The following is a 16,446-nucleotide window of genomic DNA, read 5'->3' as shown; positions in this document are numbered from 1 at the left end:
GTGGGCAGAGCGGTGCGCGCGATGCGTACGGCTGTGCAACTGGCCCAGGCACCCCTTCACTCGGCCCAAGCATGCCAGCGCTTATGGCTGCGCCTACCCCGGAGACTTCCAGAGTCGCTGTCCCGGCCGCAGCCGGGCGCTCTGTGCCCTCAGTTGCTGCTGCAGCAGCACTTCCTCATCGATTGCACGGGCAACCCGGCCGCGCCGAAGCGCGACAGCGATCCCCCGGCCGGGGCTGTTCAAGCCCCTACGGCCTCAAGGCCTGGACGACAGCGGCGACACCATCGTCGTCCTGCTTGACCCTGCACTCGCTATCACGAACCGACCTTGTCCCTGTCAGCGTGCTGCTGGCCTCCAGGAGGCCAGCCGGTCCAGGGCCTCCTTCGAGGGGCGCCCGAGACCGAGTGCCGCGCTGATGATGTGCATCCCGAGCCGGGGCGGAACGGCGTTGCCGATCTGCTGCGAGATGTCCTTGCCGCTCCATGGATAGGCCGCGGGAAACGTCTGGAGGCGGCCGGCCTCGGAGAAGGAGAATCGATCGATTCCGTCGGGTCCGACCACACGGTTCCTGGAGATCTTGCCCGTTACTGTCGCCGAAGGTTGGTCGGACCGTCGCTCACCACGCGCCTTGGGGTCGCCTCCGGTGCCGTAATTGGAGATCACTGTGAACGGGGCGGCACGCTCCGGCAGTGCTTGCGCCATGCTCACCCATCTGTCCGGCATAACTGCGGCGAAGGGGAAGCCCTCGTCCTCCACCTTCGTTCCTCCCCGATAGCGTTGGTGGGTTGGAGCGGGCAGCCTGAGCGGCTCAGGGCTGTGAAGAATGTTGTCCTCATTGCGACGGCGTGCGATCAGCACGGCGCGTCGACGTGTCTGAGGGACGCCGAATTCCTCGGTATGGAGGACGCCGAAGTCGGTGTCGTAGTCGTCGCTGAGCGCCTTCGCGTACGCCTCCCATACCGGGAGCACTGCAGGAACCTGTTCCAAAACAATGGCGTGGTACGGATCAAGCTCAGGATTGTCGATGGCTTCCAGAGCCCAGTGGAGAGGTTGCAACACCAATCCGGTGCGCTCGTCCTCCAGTTCAGCCAGATCCGCTTCGATATTGGACCATTTGTCGCGATCGACAAGGCGCTGGACGAACTTCAGCACGGTGTCCAGGGCGCGACGTCCTGCGCCGTGGCCGGCGACGGTGAACGTCTGGCACGGCGGTCCGCCCGCCAGGACGTTGGCACCCTGGAAGGCCGGGTCGGTGGGCTTGCACTTGCGGACATCCTCGTGAACGGTGAGCAGATCAGCCTGGGTTCGGGTGGCATACGCGCCTGCATCCCATTCGACACCGATGCTCGACACCCCCAGTGCCTCAGCCGCGATGTCGAGTCCGCCGGGACCGGCAAACAAGTCCACGATGCGGAAAAGCGCAGGTTGAGGCAACTGGGGCTGTACGGGGGTCATGGCATCGAAGTGTAGCCGGCGGTAGGTGGTGCTCTTGTCCATACCGCAGATGCGGGTAGAACTGGCCAGGCGGGCGATCAGTCCCGAAGGGCTTCGGCGATCGCCCTCCCCAGGGCCTCGCCGACCGGGGGCGGTGAGGCGTGTCCGATCTGGCGGTATCGGGCTGTCTTCTTGCCTGCGAAGATCCAATCGCTGGGGAAGGACTGAAGAACGGCCGTCTGTTCCACGGTCAGTTTCTTCAGGGGAGAGTCCGATGAGTCCGACTCTTGGATGCCGTCCAGTCCTGGTACCTCATCGCTCAACGCCGCGCCGTTGATGCCCATCTGGGCCCAGGCTCTCTTGGTTCCTGTCAAGCCGAGGTCGGCGCCCCCGCGGTTGTCGGATCCGCCCACTAGAGTCGGAGCCACGCGATTGGCCTGTGCCGCCCACTCGGCAGCACCGGTCCAGCCGCGTGCCGACATTGATGGGAGCAGGGCTTCGCCCACTGTCACGTGGCGGGTCACGGTGGGAGTTGGGGCCTGGAAGCGATCGAAGAAGCGATTCTTCAACGCCACCAGTACCCCCTGTTTGCGGTCTTGAGGGACACCGAAATCCGCGGCGTTGACAACGAACCAGTGAAACTTATATCCGAGGTGATCGAGTTCATTTTGTACGTGGCTGCGAACCTCCTCAAAATCCGGGGACGCTGCAAGTTCAGGTACGTTTTCGATCAGCAAGGTCTTCGGCTGGATGGCACGAGCCGCGACGATTGTGGCCTCCAGCAAACGTAGTTCGAGGTCCGTCTCCACGCGCTTTGTCGTCGCTGACGACTTCACGCGGGGCAGGCCTGCGGAGAGCAAGTCGACGTTGTGGGTCTCCCGGTGTGCGATCGGATTGAATTCCAGAAGATCCATCTTCAGGACATTCCACGACGGTCGGTTACGGCGCAGCGTTTCGCAGGCGACCGGTTTGTTGTCCAGGAGAAGAACCGGATCGAAGCCGGCGCGTTCCAGGCCCAGAGCGAGTCCCCCCGCGCCGGAACACACGTCGACCGATGTCAGTCTCCCCATGAAGTCTCCCTGCCCTAGTGGATCAGTGAATATGCCAAGAAGGTAGGCCTGATCCACGGCGATGTCGATGGTGAATGCCCGCCACCGCCTGTCGTGGCCTGATTCATTTCCCGGACCTCTGGCGCAGGATGGTGGACCGGACGTCTTCAGCCACGGCGGCCGGTACTTCGTGTTCCCAATAGCGAAGAACCATCCAGCCTGCTTCTCGCAGGTGCTCTGTGGTCTCCTGATCCCGGGCGATGTTCTTGTCCAGCTTGGCGCGCCACCACTCCGCGTTCGCTTTCGGTTGCGTGGCGTGTTCGGGGCAGCCGTGCCAGAAGCAACCGTCCAGGAATACGGCGATCTTGGCCTTGGGGAAGACGATATCGATCGTGCGACGGGGCATGCCGGGCACCGGCACGTTCACCCGGTAACGCAGGCCGGTGGCGTACAGGAGCCTTCGGACCGCGACCTCGGGGGCCGTGTCGCGAGAGTTCTGCCGACTCATGCGGGCGGAGACGGAGGGAGAGGACGGAACGGCACCTGTCACGAGAGCATTCTGCCGGCGGATGGCAGCTGTCGGCCAAGGAGTGGCTGCGGCTCGGAGGGGCACGGTCTCCCTGGCGGAGTTCGCCCTCACCGTCGGGGCCGCCCGCTTCTTTCGCAGTGTCGTGCTTCCGCGGGCCGCGTCAAGGGCGCTTCACTCCGCTTCACTCCGCTTCACTCCGCTTCACTCCGCTGCGCTGCGTTCCGCGTCGGCTGCGCCGATCGGCCTTCGGCCGACCCTGGACGCGGCCCGCTCCAGCACGGGGGAGAAGCGAGCGGGCGGCCCGGAAAGGTGGGTGGCCCAGGTTGGTTGCGGTGGGGTCGGCTGCGTGGCCGGCCGGGTTGGGGGCGCGTCCGCGTCTCGCCTGCACGCCGGGTTGGGTCAGCGGCATTCCGTCGGTGGGTGGGGCGCGGTCGGTCGCGGGGGTGTGGCGGGGCGGCTTGGCGGCTGGCGGCCGGTGGCCGGTGGTCGCGGGGTGGGTCCTGAGGGTGAGTCGCGCCGTCCGGGTGGTGGTGATCGAGAGGTGTGTCGCTGGTGGGTGGGGTGCTTGTTCTGGGGTGGTTCACCCTTTCGAGTGCCGGATTGACCTGGTGTTATTACTCTGTGTGAGCGATAATTGGCAGTATCGACTCGCTCGGGGCTCGTCGCGAGTTCGGTGTGCCGTTGGGGGCTGCAAGGGGGGTGAGTGTCGTGTCCGTGGCCGAGGTTGGGGCCGAGCCGGCGAGTGTTGGGCGTGGGGTGTCGTCTGGCCTGGTGTCGGATGGGCGAGAGGGCGATGTTGCGGGCGCGGGCGTGGTGCTGGCTGGGGCCCTGGATGAGTGGGTGGCGGGGCTGCGGGAGCAGGGGCCGTCGGCGCAGGTGGCCGGGCTGTTGGATGAGCTTGATCTGGCGCAGTTGTCGGCTCGGGGGCGGATTGATGCGCTGGTCGTGTTGGAGCAGCACCTGTCCTGGTTGCAGGCCAAGCAGGTTCAGGTGCTGGCGGCCATCGCCGCGCACGCCGATACCCCCGAGGAGATGATCCTCGCGGCGGGCGGGAGGTTGGGCGATGTCTTCGCCGCGGACTGGGATACGGCCGTGGAAGAGGTTGCTTGTGCGCTGCGGCTGGCCAACGTCACGGCTGCCCGGCGTCTGGAGGCGGCCACCCTGCTGGCCGACCGGCATGACACGACCACCGGGCTTCTTGCCGCCGGGCAGATCTCCTACGTCCAGGCGCAGACTCTTGCCGAGCAACTGCAAGTCGTCGACGACAGTGCCGCCGCTCAGGTCGAGCAGGTCATGGCGGTCAAGATGCCCACGCAGGCGGCCGGGCAGACGCGGGCGGCGTTGCGCCGGGAGATCCACCGGGCCGATCCCGAGGAGGCAGAACAGCGTCACCGGCAGCGGGTGCGGGAGCGCGGCATCAAGCACTATCCGCAGGAGGACGGGATGGCCCTGTTCGGGGCCGTGCTGCCCGCGCAGCAGGCCGCCCTCATGGAGCGGACCGTCGACAGTCGGGCCCAGGGCTACGCCGATGACGGGCGCAGTCTGGAGCAGAAGCGGGCCGACGCGCTCTTCGACCTGGTCGTCAATCAGCCCGGGGCGGTGGGGGGTTCAGGCGCGGGCGGGGTGAGTGGGGTGGGGCGCACGGGTGTTGTGGTGCAGGTGACTGTGCCCTTCGACATCCTGGTTGGGGAGGAGGACGGGCCTGCTGAGCTGAAGGGGTACGGGCCCGTTGCCGCCTCGCAGGCCAGGGAGCTTGCCTTTGCTCCGGGGAGTGTCTGGCGGCGGCTGCTTACCGCCCCTGAGACCGGGTTGCTCATCAAGACCGACCCCACTACCTACCGGCCCACCGCCGAGACCGAGCGGCACGTGATCGCTCGGGATCAGTACTGCGCCTTTCCTTCCTGCCGGATGCCTGCCCATCGCTGCGACCTCGATCACGTCCGGCCCTTTGACCATCGCCATCCTGAGCGGGGCGGGCCGACCGTTCCGGAGAATCTGCAGCCGCTGTGTCGTCGGCATCATCGGCTCAAGACCCACCACCCTGGGTGGCGGGTCAGCCGTGATCTCCACACCGGCATCAGTACTTGGACCGCCCCCACGGGGCACACCTACACCAACACCCCACCCGTCTATCGCGAGTGAGCACTGCGCAGCACGACGACACGCGACCGCGCTCAGCGCGTGGATCCGGGGGCGGCATCGAGCCGCCTCCGTTCAAAAGCATGAGCCAGGGGTGGTTCTGGGGGGGTGTGCGCGTCCAGGCCGTGGAACGTTGAGTTGTCCGGCGGGTCGTTGAGCCATCAGGCCTGCGACTCAATCCCGTGACAGTCCCCGTAAACCGCCCCTGACCCGCACCAGCACCCAGCCCCCCGCTGCGGCGGCCAAGCCACAGCCCGCCCGCGCGCCGCCAGTGTCGTCGCATACTGCGGCAGCAGGGTCGCGTCCTCCGGAGACGCCCCCTCCGATGCCGCGAAGGCCTCGTACGAAGGCACCGTCCCTGTCACGATCCCCAGGTTCGGGGTGCCGGAGGACGACAGCTCCCGTAGTGAGGCCTCTATCGTCGTCAGGTGCTCCTCATGAGAGGGGTACTCGGCGGACAGGGACGGATACGCGGTCGTCAGCTCCGCCAGCTCGTCCCCTGTCCAGTGCAGGACCGCCACCGGGAAGGGGCGGGACAGGGCCTCCCGGTACGCGCCCAGTTCTGCCCGCAGGCGGGAGATCTCCGCCTCCAGTTCTGCCGGGTTTTCCGAACCGAGGGACCAGACGCGCTTCGGGTCGTGGAGTTCGTCCAGGGAGATCGGCATCGAGTGGAGGGTGTCCGCCAGGATGTCCCACTCGTCGTGGGCCACGCCCAGCATTCGCCGTACGCGATGGCGACCGAAGAGGAGGGGATGCGTGGAGTACGGGGGCTCCGGTACGTCCGTCAGGAGGAGGCGGGCGCCCTCCGTGAAGGTCTCCTGCGCCTGCTCCAGTTCGTCGTGCGACTCCAGGGCCTCCGCGACGATCACCCACGGTGCCGGGTCCCGGGGGGAGGCCGCTCGGACGCCTTCGATGATCGCCCTGGCCTCCGCCTCGTGGCCGTACTCCCAGAGGTTCGATGCCTTGAGGGCGCGTACCAGGTAGGGGTTCTCCAGGTCGGCTGACGATGACAGCAGGCGGTCGTAGAGCGCGGTCGCGGCAGGGCGGTCGCCGGAGAGTTCCAGGTGGGCCGCGGCCTGGAGGAGCAGGGCCTCGGCGTCCTCGGGGTAGAGGCCGGCGGTTCGCTCCAGGCGTGCTGCTTCGGCGGTGTGGTCGACGTTTTCGGCAGGCGTGTCGGGGCGCATGGGGGACACCGTACTGCCCACGGCTGACGGGGGAGAGGGTGGAGGGGAGAACAGGGTGCAGATATTGCCTGGTCGAGGCCGTTGCCGGGGTGTGCCGCCGTGGTGGCTGTCACGCCTTCGCCAGGCACAGCAGCACCAAGAACGGGACCGGGATGAGCGTTGTCATCGCCAGCCATCTGCGCGGGTTGTCGTCTTCGCGGCTGCGTGGGGCCAGGACGTTCACCATCACCAGCACCATCAGCAGCAGCGCTCCGGTCACCGCCAGTAGGAACATCAGCAGGGGCGCGTCTTCGAGCGTGTGGTAGTCGCAGTTCGAGAGCGCCGGGTCGGCTGCGAAGGCGTCGCAGTTCGAGGGCAGGTAGTCGGTCAGCAGCCAGTACGTCAGGTAGAGCGGGATGATCGCGGGCAGCCCGATGGCCAGGTTCGCCAGGGCGGGTGCCAGCAGGCCGCGTCGGCGGCCGCCGGGTCGGTGCTCGGTCCGGCGGGCGCGCTCATCCTCTTTCTTCGCGTCCACCGCTTCTACGTCTGGTTCGGTCACGTGACACACGACGATCCGCCGGACGCCTTCGGTTTCGCTGCGCGCGCCCCAAGGACAGATTCCCCGGCCGTGGAACCTCTCCTCGGGGCGCTTTCGTGCCAGGTCGCGCTGGACGGCGTACGCATGCGAGATCTCTTCGTGCCGTGTGGTGGTGACTGCTTCTTGTTGCCTTCGTGCGCTCTTGTGATGAGAGCGGTCGTGTCCGGATCATCGTGCTGAGGTTGTGATGGCGGTAGGTCGCGGCTGCGGCGCCTCGTCGTGTCCTGGTCGGTGGGACACACCATGAGTTCTCAGTGTGTGCCGGCTTCGCCCCAAGGTCCGTTATGTCTTCATGTCTTCCGTGGCCATCTCGTCGAGCCGTCTCGTCGGGCCATCTTGTCGAGCAAGCGCCCCACCGGTCTTCACATAGATGCCGCCGTCGTCATGAACAGGGGGCGAGTTCAGCGTATGCCTGGTTGGTTCGCGCATTTGACGCTCTGGTCCCAGGCTGTGCTTCTGGTCGGGGGCTTCATCGTTTTCGGCCTGAGCGGCCTGCTCGCGCGTTCCCGGGTCCGCCGATGGTTCGGTGAGGATCCCGAGCACAACGAACGCGTCAAGTTCCTCGTCGAAGTCGTCGGCGCCTTTTACGCCTTGCTGGTCGGGCTCGTTGCCGTGGGGGCGTACGAGCACCATGTGGAGGTGAAGAAGCTGGTCAATGAGGAAGCTTCACAACTCACCACCGTCTATCGCGCCGGTCAGGCGTTTCCCAACAGTCGCAGATGCCGGCTGCAATCGCAGGTGCGGAACTACGCCGAGAATGTGATCAATGAGGTCTGGCCGCAGCAACAGCGGGGCGAAATCGTTGAGGACCAGGGGCGACTGGATGCCGTTTTTGAATCTCTGATGTTCTACGAGCCGCGGAATGAGCAGGAATCGAATGCCCAGTCCGTCACACTCCAGGCCTTCAACGAATACAACAACCTTCGCCGCGAACGGCAGGGGGAGGTGAGCATCGGGCTGCTGCCTGTGCTGTATCTCGTCCTCTTCGGCGGTGCGCTCGTGACCATTGGGGCGACCTGGGCGCTTGTCGGCGTCAGACTGATCGACCACGTGGCACTGACCGGCTTCCTGTCGCTCTTCATCGGCCTGTTCATCACCTTGATCATCGCCCTGGATCACCCCCTTCAGGACAGCAACGCGATCGGACTGACGCACTGGAAGGTCGCACTGACGCAGGGAATGGGAGTTCCCCCCGAGGGGGAACGGCAGATCACCACGTATTTCGGGGTGTCGAGTGCGGACCGGGTGCCGGGCTGCCTCCTGAACGTGCCTGACTACGTTTCGTTCGCGAGCTCGGAGCAGCTCCCGCAGTGAACAGCACAGAGAGGAACCGATGTCGTACAGGCGAATCGGGCAGCTCATACGTATCCCTGTCGTGGGAGCCTTGCTCGCCTCATGCGCGCTGGGCGCTGCCGCCTGCGACAGGAACGAGCAGGACACGACGATCACGGTGGCGTCCGTCGACTTCACGCGGGACATGGAGAGGCTCGTCGGCGACTTCCAGCGCACCCATCCCCATATTCGTGTGAAGTTCGATTTCCTCCCCGAGAGTGTGCTGCGGAACCGGCTGCCCAAGGACATCGCCGACGAGGACGGCCGCTACGACGTTGTTTCCATCGGCCCGTGGGAGGCGCCGATCTGGGCCTCGCGAGGTTGGCTCACTCGACTCGACGTCCTGGCAAGCCAGGGCGACTACGACGTGCAGGACTTCATTCCTGTGGTGCGCACGGCGCTGTCGTACCGGGGCGGCCTGTATGCGGTGCCGTACTACGGGGAGTCGTCCTTCCTGATGTACCGCAAGGACGTGTTCGCCGAGGCCGGGTTGACCATGCCGGAACGCCCGACCTGGCAGCAGGTCGCCGAGCTTGCGGCCAGGCTCGACGATCCCGGACACGGCATCGCGGGAATCTGCCTGCGTGGAGGCCCCGTCTGGCTGGACCTGTTGCCGCTCAACACAGTGATCCTGACCTTCGGAGGCCGTTGGTTCGACGAGAAGTGGAACCCTCAACTCACCTCCCCCGAAACCAGGCGGGCGGTGCAGTTCTACGTGGACCTGGTTCGCAGCTCCGGCGAGTCCCGGGCCTTTGAAGCCGGGCCCGCCCGGTGCCAGGCGGCGATGCAGCAGGGCAAGGCGGCCATGATGTACGACACCACCTCCTTTGCCGGCCGTCTTGAGGATCCCAAGACCAGCAAGGTCGCCGGCAAGCTCGGCTACGCTCCGGCGCCGGTGGTGCGTACGGACAGTTCGGGATGGCTGTGGACATGGGCCCTGGCGATCCCGGTCACGTCCAAGCACCCGCAGGCCGCCTGGGATTTCGCCTCCTGGGCCACATCGAAGCGGTACCTGAAGCTCTACGGCGAAAGGCTCGGCTGGGTCGGAGTGCCGCCCGGCAGCCGGCTGTCCACGTACCGGCTTCCTCCGTACAGGAACGCCGCCCGGGCGTTTCTCCAACCGACGCTGAACGCACTCAACGCCGTGAATCTCACCCGGCCCGGCCTGCACCGGCAGCCGTGGACGGGAACGTCGTACGTCGGTATCCCGGAGTACGCGGGCCTCGGGGGCCGGGTGGCCGCGGAGATCTCCGCGGCGATCGCCGGCCGGCAGTCGGTCGACGAGGCGCTGGCGAAGGCCCAGATCTTCGCGAACGACGTGGTTGACGGCGGGGGCTACAGGGACCGGGACAGAGAGCGGGACCGGGACCGGGACCGAACCGGGGTCTGACCGGTAGGGGACCGGCCGGACCCCGGTTCGCCTACCGGGTCACATCCGCCGCGTCGGATCAGATCACCACCCCGTCGATCTGCAACGTCTGCACCGACTTCGCCGAGAACGGCACCGCCACCGACTTCCCGCTCAGGAAGGTGTTCGAGTACGCCCGGTACTGGTCCCCGCCCGTCGTCACCGTGTTCCAGCGCGGGACCAGGCCGCCCGAGCCGCCGGAGACCGTCGTGAAGCGGGAAAGGTCGAAGGTGAGGGTCTGGGCCGACGTCGACGTGTTCACCGCGACGATCACCAGGCGGCGCGCCGACGCGTCGTAGGCCGCTGCCGCGTAGCTCACGCCCGTGTCGAGGATCCGCATCCCCGGGCGGATGTGGCGGCTGAACTGGGCCATCACGTAGTACTTCGGCTGGATCGTCGTCGGCTGCAAGGTGTTCGCGTCGTACGCGATCATCGCCCAGCCCGTCGACGGGTCCATGACCTGCCAGTAGCACCAGGCGGTGGGGTGCAGCCAGCGGAAGTCGTAGCAGAGGTTCGACGCCATGGTCAGGCCCGTGCCGTCGCTGTCGCCCGTTTCCGAGTTCCAGAGTTTCTTGCCGGATGTGGTGACCACGTCCGTGTAGAGGAGGTCTCTGCGGCCGCCGGAGCCCTGGTAGCCGTGCACGTTGACCTGGTTGACCAGGGCCTTGGTGGAGGAGCCGAAGGACGCCCAGGTGGAGCGGGCCGTGTCGTAGTTCGTCTCGTCCGATGCCGAGACCCGTACGCCGGTCAGGCCTCGCTTGTCCAACTCGCTGCGCATGTACGGGAGTACGGCCGCCTGGACCGCCGGGTCCATGTGGCAGCCCTCCTGGGTTCCGGTGGCGGTCCACCAGGTGGAGGCCGGTTCGTTGAAGGGGTCGACCGTCGCGAAGTTCACGCCCCAGTTGTTCCGGGCGTACAGGGCTGTGGCCGCCAGGTGGGACGCGTGCTGGCGGTAGTTCCAGGTCTGGAGGTTGTTGCCGCCGTCCGCGGCGCCCGACGGGTTGTGGTTCTTGCACATCCACCACATGGGGGAGTTCGCGAACAGCTCCGTCGTCGCGCCTCGCTGCGTCGCCTTCTGCAGCATCGCGCGCTGAGTGGCGTCCGCCGTCCAGTCCCAGGCCGAGGAGGCGGGGTCCTCGTTGTTCCAGTCCTGCCAGAAGCCCTCGATCTGCTTGAAGCCGGGGATGTTCGCCGACTTGACCATCGACTCGCCGTTCACGGTGTTCCAGCTGCACGCGCCGAGGTTGTAGCGGGCGATGTTGAGGCCGAGGCCGGGCAGTGTCGTGCCGTTGTAGGTCACCGAGTTGGTGGTGAAGAAGAGGTCGGCGAAGTCGTTCCGGTTGCCGAAGACGTTGGCCCACCAGGCCAGGGACGTGCCCCAGCCCTCCCAGGTGCCGTACGACGTGCCGGGGTTGACGGCGATGGTCGCGTCCGCGTGTGCGGTGCCTGTCGCCAGGGCGCTGCCGAGGAATGCGCCGCCTGTCGCCGCCAGCAGAGTTCTGCGCCGGATCATGACTTCTCCGCTTCGTTCAACGGCCGGTCGTCGTCGAACCGGCGTCGTGGCCTGTCCCGCTGATGCCGACAGGAAGCATCGGGTGTGGCGTATGAGGTTGTCGAGAGTTCCGACAGCCCTTTCTCAAACCTGTGGAGGAAGTTTGAGGGGAGTGTTCGGGGGGCCGGACGTGGCTGGGTGCGTAGGGGTATCGGGACTGGGTTGCGTACGGCTCTGGAGACCCCGGTCGCGTACGGCGATGGAGACCTCGGTCGCGTACGGCTCTGGAGACCTCGCGCCCCGCCCCTTATCGTGCGCCCCGCCCCTTTGTCGTGCGGGCGGCCCCGGTGGAGGAGGCTCTCGGATGGTGCGGGTTCGCGTCGTGCAGCACAGCGGTCTTCGGCGGCGTGCCCTGCGGCGGCGGGTGCTGTGGGGTGGTGGGGAGGTTCTCGTCACCGTCGGGGTGGTGCTCGTGCTGCTGGTCGTGCATCAGGTGTGGTGGACCAACCGGGAGGCCAGGGCGGGCGCCGAGCGGGAGGTCAGGGCGCTGGAGCGGGCCTGGGACGGGGGAGGCGGCGACCCCCGTACGGCCCCACCGGCGGCGACGACTCCGCCCGCGCCCGCGTCCACCGGCTCGCCCGAGCAGTCCGCCGGCGACCGGCGAAGGTCCGCCGCCACCGCCCCGGAACCCGACTGGTCCCAGGCCTACGCCATCCTCACCATCCCCCGCCTCCACCTCCGCGTCCCCGTCGCCGAGGGCATCAGCAAGAGCGGGGTCCTCGACAAGGGCTACGTCGGCCACTACCCCGGCACCCAACAGCCGGGCCAGGCCGGCAACTTCGCCCTCGCCGGGCACCGCAACACCCACGGCGAGCCCTTCCGGTACATCGACCGGCTCGCGCCCCAGGACACCGTGCGGGTCGAGACGAGGAGCGCGACGTATACGTACGCCGTCGACGCGACGTTGCCGCGGACCGCCGCCCGTGACGGGAGCGTGATCCGCCCGGTCCCGCGCTCCACCGTCAGGCCCGGCTACGGCTACGACGACCCCGGCTACTACCTCACCCTCACCACCTGCACGCCGGAGTACACGTCGAAATACCGGCTGGTGGTATGGGGCAAGCTCGTCTCCATGCGGCCCCGGTAACATCAGGACGAGCGCCCGGCGAAATGCCTGGTCGACGAAGCGAGCCGTACGAGGGGAGGGGCGCCGATGATGCGGAAGTCGGCGAATCTGCGTCCCGCTGCCGTGTTGCTGCTCCTCTTCCTCGAGATCGTCCTGCTCGACACCGGCAGCCTCTCCGCGACCGTCGCGCTCGCCGCGACCGCCGCCGCCGGTTCCGCGTTCGCGGTCTGCTCCCTCCTCGCCTCGCGCGCCGCGCCCGCCATGCCGCCCACCCGGGTGCGTACGGCCATCCGCGACCGTGCCCGCCGTACGGCCTTCCTGCCGCAACGCGACCCCGACGCCTCGGGCCGGCCGCGGCCCAGGGCACCCGGGCACGCCCTCCCGGCGACCGTCGCGTAGGGCACCCGCACCGCACCAGGGGTCTGCCCTCGCCCGGTTCGTCATGCCGCCATGTCTGTTCCGACATGTCCTGTTCCGGCACGACGAGACCCTCGGAGGGCTCACCCATGTCTGTTTTCGCCGATCTTGTTCAGCAACTCGCCGACCTGCTCAACCCCCTGTTCGGCGCGTCCGCGGCCGCCGCGGCGATCGTCCTGTTCACCGCGTTCGTACGACTCCTCGTCCACCCCTTGTCCCGGGCGGCGGCGCGCGGGCAGAAGGCCCGTACCGAACTGCAGCCGAAGATCGCCGAGCTGCGGAAGAAGCACGCGAAGGACCCCGAGAAACTGCAGAAGGCCGTACTCGCACTGCACGCCGAGGAAAAGGTGTCGCCGCTGTCCGGCTGCCTGCCGAGCCTGTTCCAGCTGCCCGCGTTCTTCCTGCTCTACCACCTGTTCTCGAACACGACGATCGGCGGGCAGACGAACGAACTGCTCACGCACCAGCTGTTCGCCGCGCCCCTCGGCGACCACTGGAAGGACGCGCTCGGCGACGGTGGGGTGTTCGGGGGTGCGGGGCTCGTGTATCTCGGGTTGTTCGTGGTCGTCGCCTGCGTCGCCGCGTTCAACTACGGCCGTACGAAGCGGATGATGGCCACGAATCCGGCGGTGCCGGTGGTCGACGGTGAGCCGGTGCCGGGGATGGGGGCCGTGAGCAAGGTGATGCCGTTCATGTCCTTCTTCACGCTCTTCACGGTGGCGGTGGTGCCGCTGGCGGCCGCGCTGTACGTGGTGACCAGCACGACGTGGAGCGCGGTGGAGCGGGCCGCGCTTTATCGCTGACCACATTGCTGACCACATCGCTGAGCACGTTGCTGATCACAAGGGTGGCGCCCGCGGGCCCTACGGTCCAGTACGTGAACCAGCTATTGCGGGATGGCCGTCGACCTTGGAGGATCGACCAGTCCTCCGATGGCTGCACCCATCGGCGGGCGCCCGCGATCGAGGGAGATTGTGATCATGAAGCTGCTGCGAGTCGGTACGGCTGGAGCGGAGCGTCCCGCGCTGCTGGACGCCGAGGGGGCCCTGCGGGACCTGTCGGGCGTCGTGCCGGACATCGACGGACCGCTGCTCGCCGACGACGCCGCGCTCGGCCGGATCCGCGCCGCCGCGGACGCCGGTGAGCTGCCCGCACTGGACGCGACCGGGCTGCGGGTCGGGCCGCCGCTGGCACGTATCGGCAAGATCGTGTGCATCGGGCTGAACTACCACGACCACGCCCGCGAGACCGGCGCCGAGCCGCCCGCCGAGCCGGTCATCTTCTTCAAGGCCGCGGACACCGTCGTGGGCCCCCATGACACGGTGCTCGTGCCGAGGCGGTCGACGAAGACGGACTGGGAGGTCGAGCTCGCGGTCGTCATCGGACGTACGGCCCGGTATCTGGAGTCGGCCGAGGAGGCGCTCGCGCATGTCGCGGGGTACGCGGTGGCGCACGACGTGTCCGAGCGGGAGTTCCAGATCGAGCGGGGCGGGACCTGGGACAAGGGGAAGAACTGCGAGACGTTCAACCCGCTGGGGCCGTGGCTGGTGACCTCGGACGAGGTGCCGGATCCGCAGAATCTGTCGCTGAAACTGTGGGTCAACGGTGAGCTGAAGCAGGACGGGACCACGGCGGAGCAGATCTTCCCGGTGGCGGAAGTCGTGCGGTACGTCAGTCAGTTCATGACGCTGTATCCCGGTGACGTCATCAACACGGGTACGCCGGCGGGGGTGGCTCTGGGGGAGCCTGAGCCGAAGCCGTTCTTGCGGGCCGGGGATGTTGTTGAGCTGGAGATCGAGGGGCTTGGTCGTCAGCGGCAGGAGTTCAAGGACGCCTAAGGGGTGGGGGACTGCGCTTGTTCGGCGACTGCGGGTGGTTTCGTGGTTGCTCGCGCCCACGCGGCGGAGCCGCATATCGATACAGCCCCGCGCCCCTGAAGACGTGGGCGTTGCCCTTACCGCTTGCTCAGGAACTCCTCCAGCGCCTCCACCACGAACCTGTGGTCCTCCAGCTGCGGCAACCCGCTCACCGTCACCGACCCGATCACGCCGACGCCCTCGACGTTGATCGGGAACGAGCCCCCATGGGCCGCGTACGTGTCCGGGTCCAGGCGGGACGAGTCCTCGAACGTCGTGCCCTTGGCCCGGAAGCGGGCGCCGACGACGTACGACGAGGCGCCGTAGCGCTCCACCACCCGGCGTTTGCGGGCGATCCAGGCGTCGTTGTCGGGGGTGGAGCCGGGGAGGGCCGCGTGGAAGAGCTGCTGGCCCGCGCGGTGGATGTCGATGGCGACCGGGGCCTGGCGCTCGCGGGCCATCTCGACCAGGAGGGAGCCGAGGGCCCAGGCGTCGTCGTAGGTGAACCGGCGGAAGACCAGACGGCGTTCCTGGGCCTCCAGCTCCTCCAGGGGCGGGGTGATCTCCGGGTGGAACCTCGGGGTGAGTTCCGGGTTGTGCGTCTGGTGCGACTGCTTGTGCGTCACAGCTTCACCGCCACTTGGTCACGGGCCGAACGACGCGCCGCCTCCAGTACGTCGAGGGCGGATGCCGCCTCCAGCGCCGTCACCGGGTTGGGGCCGCCGTCCAGCAGAGCCTTTGCCACGGCCGCATAGTAAGCGGGGTAGTCGCCGGGGACGGTGGGTTCGACGCGGCCGCCGCCCGTCTGGGGGGACTCTCCGGAACCCACCCGGCCCCACAACGACTCGGGTTCCGTGCCCCACGCGGCAGCGGTGTCCGGGCGCTGCCCCTCCCGCAGTGCCGCCTCCTGCGGGTCCAGGCCGTACTTCACATAGCCCGCCTTCGAGCCCAGCACCCGGAAACGAGGGCCGAGCTGGGCGGTCGTCGCGGAGGCGTACAGGTGGGAGCGGACGCCGCCGGCGTGCGTGAGGGCGATGAACGTGTCGTCGTCCGTCTCGGCGCCGGAGCGGCGGACGTCGGACTCGGCGTACACCTGCGTGACGGGGCCGAACAGGACCAGTGCCTGGTCGACGAGATGGCTGCCGAGGTCGTAGAGCAGACCTCCGATCTCTGCCGGGTCGCCGGACTCCCGCCAGCCGCCCTTGAGTTGGGGCCGCCAGCGCTCGAAGCGGGACTCGAAGCGCCATACGTCGCCCAGCTCGCCCTCGGCCAGGAGCCGGCGCAGGGTCAGGAAGTCATTGTCCCAGCGGCGGTTCTGGAAGACGGAGAGCAGCAGGCCGCGCTCCTCGGCCAGCGCCGCCAGTTCGCGTGCCTCGGCTGCCGTGCCGGCGATCGGCTTGTCCACGACGACCGGGAGGCCGGCCTTCAGGGCGGCGGTCGCGAGCGGGACGTGCGTCTTGTTCGGGGACGCGAGGACGACCAGGTCGAGGTCGGCGGCGCGGGCGAGCAGCTCGTCGGGGGTGGCGGCGAGCCGTACGTCCGGGTGCTCGGCGCGGGCCTGCTCCTGCCGCTCGGGGTTCGACGTGACCACCGTGTCCAGGGCGAGCCCCTCGGTGGTGGCGATCAGCGGGGCGTGGAAGACGGAGCCTGCGAGGCCGTAGCCGACCAGGCCGACGCGGAGGGGAGTAGCACTCATGAAGCCTACTTTCGCAACGCTGTTGCCAAAGTGCAAGCGCCAGGGACAATGGGCGGCGTGAACAGGACGAAGGGCGGTGCCGACGGCCGTGCCGACGGTGGAGTGGCGGGCACCATGATGGGCGGCGCGGTCGGCGGCACGGATGGTGGCGCGGAGGGTGGCACGGAGGCCGGCACGGTCGGTGGTGCCGCGCGGCGGAGCCGCAAT

At 67.9% G+C, this 16,446-nt stretch carries 15 protein-coding genes; 7 read left to right on the top strand and 8 right to left on the bottom strand.

Annotated features, from left to right (window positions below):
• Positions 1 to 336 precede the first annotated feature (336 nt).
• The 3 genes from ADL12_RS17040 to ADL12_RS17030 form a co-directional block, all read right to left on the bottom strand.
• Complete coding sequence (locus ADL12_RS17040) at positions 337 to 1,497, bottom strand: DNA cytosine methyltransferase (RefSeq protein WP_244187917.1); 1,161 nt, start codon at positions 1,495 to 1,497, stop codon at positions 337 to 339.
• A gap of 35 nt (positions 1,498 to 1,532) precedes the next feature.
• On the bottom strand, positions 1,533 to 2,504 hold the full coding sequence (locus ADL12_RS17035; protein WP_062703284.1) for a DNA cytosine methyltransferase: 972 nt from the start codon (positions 2,502 to 2,504) through the stop codon (positions 1,533 to 1,535).
• Positions 2,505 to 2,607: 103 nt separating this feature from the next.
• Entirely contained in the window at positions 2,608 to 2,991 is a 384-nt protein-coding gene (locus tag ADL12_RS17030; RefSeq protein WP_062703282.1) for a very short patch repair endonuclease, read from the bottom strand.
• Positions 2,992 to 3,720: 729 nt separating this feature from the next.
• Here ADL12_RS17030 and ADL12_RS17025 point away from each other — a divergent pair.
• On the top strand, positions 3,721 to 5,154 hold the full coding sequence (locus ADL12_RS17025) for an HNH endonuclease signature motif containing protein (protein WP_244187916.1): 1,434 nt from the start codon (positions 3,721 to 3,723) through the stop codon (positions 5,152 to 5,154).
• 158 nt (positions 5,155 to 5,312) lie between these two features.
• On the opposite strand, the gene ADL12_RS17020 is transcribed toward ADL12_RS17025, so the two are convergent.
• Together ADL12_RS17020 and ADL12_RS17015 are read right to left on the bottom strand one after the other, a co-directional pair.
• A complete protein-coding gene (locus ADL12_RS17020) occupies positions 5,313 to 6,335 on the bottom strand; it encodes an SEC-C domain-containing protein (protein ID WP_062703280.1) in 1,023 nt (340 codons plus the stop codon).
• A gap of 109 nt (positions 6,336 to 6,444) precedes the next feature.
• Positions 6,445 to 6,873 (bottom strand): hypothetical protein, encoded by a 429-nt coding sequence (locus tag ADL12_RS17015; protein WP_159053181.1) that lies wholly within the window; start codon positions 6,871 to 6,873, stop codon positions 6,445 to 6,447.
• A gap of 282 nt (positions 6,874 to 7,155) precedes the next feature.
• Here ADL12_RS17015 and ADL12_RS17010 point away from each other — a divergent pair, with 282 nt between their 5' ends.
• Entirely contained in the window at positions 7,156 to 8,226 is a 1,071-nt protein-coding gene (locus ADL12_RS17010; protein WP_079052082.1) for a bestrophin-like domain, read from the top strand.
• A gap of 19 nt (positions 8,227 to 8,245) precedes the next feature.
• Positions 8,246 to 9,634, top strand: coding sequence for an ABC transporter substrate-binding protein (locus ADL12_RS17005; RefSeq protein WP_062703274.1), 1,389 nt, complete (start codon positions 8,246 to 8,248; stop codon positions 9,632 to 9,634).
• Positions 9,635 to 9,692: 58 nt separating this feature from the next.
• Here the strand turns inward: ADL12_RS17005 and ADL12_RS17000 are convergent, their stop codons facing one another.
• Positions 9,693 to 11,165, bottom strand: coding sequence for a glycoside hydrolase (locus ADL12_RS17000; protein WP_062703272.1), 1,473 nt, complete (start codon positions 11,163 to 11,165; stop codon positions 9,693 to 9,695).
• A 343-nt stretch (positions 11,166 to 11,508) separates the two neighbouring features.
• Here ADL12_RS17000 and ADL12_RS16995 point away from each other — a divergent pair, with 343 nt between their 5' ends.
• The 4 genes from ADL12_RS16995 (at position 11,509) to ADL12_RS16980 (ending at position 14,525) form a co-directional block, all read left to right on the top strand.
• A complete protein-coding gene (locus ADL12_RS16995) occupies positions 11,509 to 12,291 on the top strand; it encodes a class E sortase (RefSeq protein WP_062703270.1) in 783 nt (260 codons plus the stop codon).
• A 66-nt stretch (positions 12,292 to 12,357) separates the two neighbouring features.
• On the top strand, positions 12,358 to 12,669 hold the full coding sequence (locus tag ADL12_RS16990; RefSeq protein WP_062703269.1) for a DUF6412 domain-containing protein: 312 nt from the start codon (positions 12,358 to 12,360) through the stop codon (positions 12,667 to 12,669).
• A 107-nt stretch (positions 12,670 to 12,776) separates the two neighbouring features.
• Positions 12,777 to 13,490, top strand: coding sequence for a YidC/Oxa1 family membrane protein insertase (locus ADL12_RS16985; protein ID WP_062703267.1), 714 nt, complete (start codon positions 12,777 to 12,779; stop codon positions 13,488 to 13,490).
• 177 nt (positions 13,491 to 13,667) lie between these two features.
• Positions 13,668 to 14,525 (top strand): fumarylacetoacetate hydrolase family protein, encoded by an 858-nt coding sequence (locus ADL12_RS16980; protein ID WP_062703265.1) that lies wholly within the window; start codon positions 13,668 to 13,670, stop codon positions 14,523 to 14,525.
• Positions 14,526 to 14,641: 116 nt separating this feature from the next.
• Here ADL12_RS16980 and ADL12_RS16975 read toward each other — a convergent pair whose 3' ends face one another.
• Together ADL12_RS16975 and ADL12_RS16970 are read right to left on the bottom strand one after the other, a co-directional pair.
• Complete coding sequence (locus ADL12_RS16975; protein WP_062703263.1) at positions 14,642 to 15,169, bottom strand: heme-degrading domain-containing protein; 528 nt, start codon at positions 15,167 to 15,169, stop codon at positions 14,642 to 14,644.
• Positions 15,166 to 16,239 carry a Gfo/Idh/MocA family protein gene (locus ADL12_RS16970; protein ID WP_062703261.1) on the bottom strand — a complete coding sequence of 358 codons (1,074 nt, stop codon included), beginning with the start codon at positions 16,237 to 16,239 and terminating at the stop codon, positions 15,166 to 15,168. Before ADL12_RS16970 ends, ADL12_RS16975 begins: the two co-directional genes overlap by 4 nt.
• Positions 16,240 to 16,446 lie beyond the last annotated feature (207 nt).

The organism is Streptomyces regalis, from assembly GCF_001509475.1.
In the GTDB taxonomy this organism is placed as follows: domain Bacteria; phylum Actinomycetota; class Actinomycetes; order Streptomycetales; family Streptomycetaceae; genus Streptomyces; species Streptomyces regalis.
This window is presented reverse-complemented; position numbering and strand designations above follow the sequence as displayed.

Bases quoted from the DNA above. Each gene is read 5' to 3' on its own strand.
- ADL12_RS17040 (WP_244187917.1), bottom strand. From the start codon at position 1,497: ATGGACAAGAGCACCACCTACCGCCGGCTACACTTCGATGCCATGACC.
- ADL12_RS17035 (WP_062703284.1), bottom strand. From the start codon at position 2,504: ATGGGGAGACTGACATCGGTCGACGTGTGTTCCGGCGCGGGGGGACTC.
- ADL12_RS17030 (WP_062703282.1), bottom strand. From the start codon at position 2,991: ATGAGTCGGCAGAACTCTCGCGACACGGCCCCCGAGGTCGCGGTCCGA.
- ADL12_RS17020 (WP_062703280.1), bottom strand. From the start codon at position 6,335: ATGCGCCCCGACACGCCTGCCGAAAACGTCGACCACACCGCCGAAGCA.
- ADL12_RS17010 (WP_079052082.1), top strand. From the start codon at position 7,156: ATGAGTTCTCAGTGTGTGCCGGCTTCGCCCCAAGGTCCGTTATGTCTT.
- ADL12_RS17005 (WP_062703274.1), top strand. From the start codon at position 8,246: ATGTCGTACAGGCGAATCGGGCAGCTCATACGTATCCCTGTCGTGGGA.
- ADL12_RS17000 (WP_062703272.1), bottom strand. From the start codon at position 11,165: ATGATCCGGCGCAGAACTCTGCTGGCGGCGACAGGCGGCGCATTCCTC.
- ADL12_RS16995 (WP_062703270.1), top strand. From the start codon at position 11,509: ATGGTGCGGGTTCGCGTCGTGCAGCACAGCGGTCTTCGGCGGCGTGCC.
- ADL12_RS16990 (WP_062703269.1), top strand. From the start codon at position 12,358: ATGATGCGGAAGTCGGCGAATCTGCGTCCCGCTGCCGTGTTGCTGCTC.
- ADL12_RS16985 (WP_062703267.1), top strand. From the start codon at position 12,777: ATGTCTGTTTTCGCCGATCTTGTTCAGCAACTCGCCGACCTGCTCAAC.
- ADL12_RS16980 (WP_062703265.1), top strand. From the start codon at position 13,668: ATGAAGCTGCTGCGAGTCGGTACGGCTGGAGCGGAGCGTCCCGCGCTG.
- ADL12_RS16970 (WP_062703261.1), bottom strand. From the start codon at position 16,239: ATGAGTGCTACTCCCCTCCGCGTCGGCCTGGTCGGCTACGGCCTCGCA.